At 67.8% G+C, this 2572-nt stretch carries 4 protein-coding genes; 1 reads left to right on the forward strand and 3 read right to left on the reverse strand.

The genetic code is table 11. The annotated features are described in order from the left end of the window. The 3 genes from ABJK70_RS23440 to ABJK70_RS23450 all read right to left on the reverse strand — a co-directional run. On the reverse strand, window positions 1–218 hold a 218-nt coding region (locus ABJK70_RS23440; RefSeq protein WP_347259304.1), incomplete at its 3' end, for a hypothetical protein. Between the two features lie 126 nt (window positions 219–344). Then, complete coding sequence (locus ABJK70_RS23445) at window positions 345–1601, reverse strand: hypothetical protein (protein WP_347259305.1); 1257 nt, start codon at window positions 1599–1601, stop codon at window positions 345–347. After that, the gene (locus ABJK70_RS23450) at window positions 1588–1983 is read right to left on the reverse strand and encodes a hypothetical protein (protein WP_347259306.1); all 396 of its coding nucleotides are present in this window, start codon (window positions 1981–1983) and stop codon (window positions 1588–1590) included. Before ABJK70_RS23450 ends, ABJK70_RS23445 begins: the two co-directional genes overlap by 14 nt. A 225-nt stretch (window positions 1984–2208) precedes the next feature. On the opposite strand from ABJK70_RS23450, the gene ABJK70_RS23455 reads away from it, so the two are divergent. Beyond that, a partial coding sequence (locus ABJK70_RS23455; RefSeq protein WP_347259307.1) for an FHIPEP family type III secretion protein occupies window positions 2209–2572 on the forward strand: 364 nt, incomplete at its 3' end.

Consider the following 2572-nt stretch of genomic DNA (forward strand, 5'->3'; position numbering starts at 1 on the left):
GCGCCCGGCGCCACGGGTTTCGCTTCGCTTCGCGCGTCGTCGGCGGGCGGCCCGCCCAGCAGCAGTCCCAATGTCGTCACCGCCACGGGCAGAAGCGCGTTCATCGGGGTCTCCGGACGCCGGTGGGAAGATTCCGCCGCGATTCGGTCGTGCTGGAGGAATTGGACGCGGAAATCGGCTTTCGGTTCCCGCAAACCCCGGCGAGCGGGGGGCGTCACCCCCCCCCCGGTGGGTTCCGGGAGTCACGGTCCCCGAGAAAGTACGGGGCTGCGGGGTGTTGAAGCCACCGGCCGGCTCACGCCGGCCGCTCGCCCGAGGGCGTGCGACGCACTTTGTGATTTTGGTCAGGCGGCTCGGTTGTAGGTTTTGGTGCCGGTGGCGCGTTGGGTGCGGCGGGTCCAGAAGGCGTCGAGCGGATGTGTGTCGCTGAGTTGATCGGCGCGGAGTTGCAGCATCGCCTCGCCTCCCTTCTCGCTCCAGAATTTCTCGGATCCCTTCACCCGGCGGCCGATCTGCTTCACCGTCGATTCGATGTGACTGGACGTGATCGGCAATCCCATTCGCCGGTAGGTCGGGTAGCTCATCCGCGACTGCTGATTGACGAGGTACGTCAGCGAGGCGGCGAGGATTCGCCGCGGGTCGGTCTCCCCGGCATCGGGAGGCGGCGGGCCGAGTTCGCCGGCGCGGACCCCCAGTTCGGCGATCACCTCCGACACCCGTCCCTGCCAGACCGCGGTGATCCAGCGAAGATACACCGGGCCCCCCTCGTCGCGCGTCCTTCCGGCCGTCGCGGCGGCGTAGACGTAGGTCAGGGCGTGGATGAAGTCGAGGATCGGCACGAATCCCTGGTGCTTGAATTCCCGCTCCCAGATCCCCCAGTTCGTCGACGAACCGTCTCCCACGAACGCCTTCAGCAAGGCCGCGGCGAACCCCAGCGACCACGCGCGGGCCGCCATCTGCTTGCCGAACTCGTCGCTCTTGGCCTGCGACGCCAGCACGTCCCGGGCGACGACCTCCGGCGGCTCGTGCGTCACCGCTTCGCGGACCTCCGCCACGAGATCGGGCGATGGCGTGCCGTCGCCCGACGCGCCGTCCGCCTTGCGGAACACCTCCCCCTTCGGCGCGGCCTTCTCCGCGGCGGTGAGATGGATCTCCCGCGTGAGCTTCTCCATCTGCGCCAGATCGCGGAACGTGTCGGGCAGTTCCGGACAGGGATCGTTCGCGTGCGGTGTGGGCTTCAACTCCAGCAGCGCCCCCACCTTCGTCTCGCACCAGTGCGACTTGGCCGTCTCCGGCAGATCGCACCGCTGCATCCGTCCGCCGTCGAAAGTCGCGCACACCACGGCCGGCGCTTTCACTCCTGCCGGGGCCGCGAGTTTCTCGACCAGCGGGCGACCCACCCACTCCCGCAGCGCCTGCTCGCGCTCGTCGACCCGCTCGCTGCCGATCCGCTCGGCCAGCCGTTCGATCCGCTTGGTGGTCAGTTCGACTTCGAGCGTTTCGGCGACGCTCTCGCGGGCCGACTCGAACGAGCTGAGCTTCGTCGCCAGGTGCACCGCCTTCCGCATCACCTTCGGCGAGAGATCCTCATCGACCCCCATCCCCAGCGCTTTGGCCTGAGGGAAAAAAAGCCTTCCGGGATTTCGGAAGGTAGCCCTTCGGTTCCTGCCATTCCACGGAGCCGGACTCCGTTTCGATCCTCCGCTTCTCGGCGCCCGCCGGTTGGGCCACCTCTCCCCAATCTGTGGTCAGGGCCTCGGCCGGCATCGCCTCGGCCTGTTCGTCGGCCGACTGCTCCATCATCAACCGGATGATTTCGTGGCCGACCTCGCCGCAATCCTCCTCGATCGCGGCGAACGAAGTCCCCCACTCCGGGCAAGCGGCTTCGCCGTAAATCAACTGCCGAGCCTCCGCCGCCAGACTCGCCAGCCGCTCCCGAACCTCGGGCGTCAATTTCGACACGCCACTCCTGCGCCGAGCCATCCTTGGCCTCCTATTGAAGTTGCGGCGATACCCTCCGCCGATTTCCAGGCCGCACCTTCTACCATCTCCACGACATCGCGCAAAGCGCGTCGCACGCCCGAGCCTGCGCATTCGCGGGAAGTCGGCTGGACACGCCGGGCCGATTGCACTATCAACCCCGCCTCTCATTTCTCTCGAAACCGCTCCCGAATTCGATTCTCCCGATCGAGAAAGGCGGAGGCAGGGATGCCACCGGCCGAATCTCCCGGTCTGCGCGGGTTCTTCGCGCGCAGTCGCGGGCTGATCTTCCCACTATTGATCCTGGCGTCGGTGCTGGTCATCATCGCGCCGTTGCCGCCCGTCCTGTTGGACCTGCTGCTGGCGGGCAACGTGACGGTCGCGGTGGTCATTCTGTTGACCACGATCTACGTCCGCCGCCCGCTCGAGTTCAGCGTGTTTCCGGCGATCCTGCTGGGGACGACGCTCGCCCGGCTGGTCCTCAACGTCGCCTCGACCCGGCTGATCCTCAGCCGGGGCGGGACCGACGGGACCGGCGCCGCGGGCGGGGTGATCGAGGCCTTCGGGCAGTTCGTGGCCGAGGGGAACCTCG

It is taken from the genome of Methylocaldum sp. (assembly GCF_039794385.1).
GTDB lineage: Bacteria > Pseudomonadota > Gammaproteobacteria > Methylococcales > Methylococcaceae > Methylocaldum.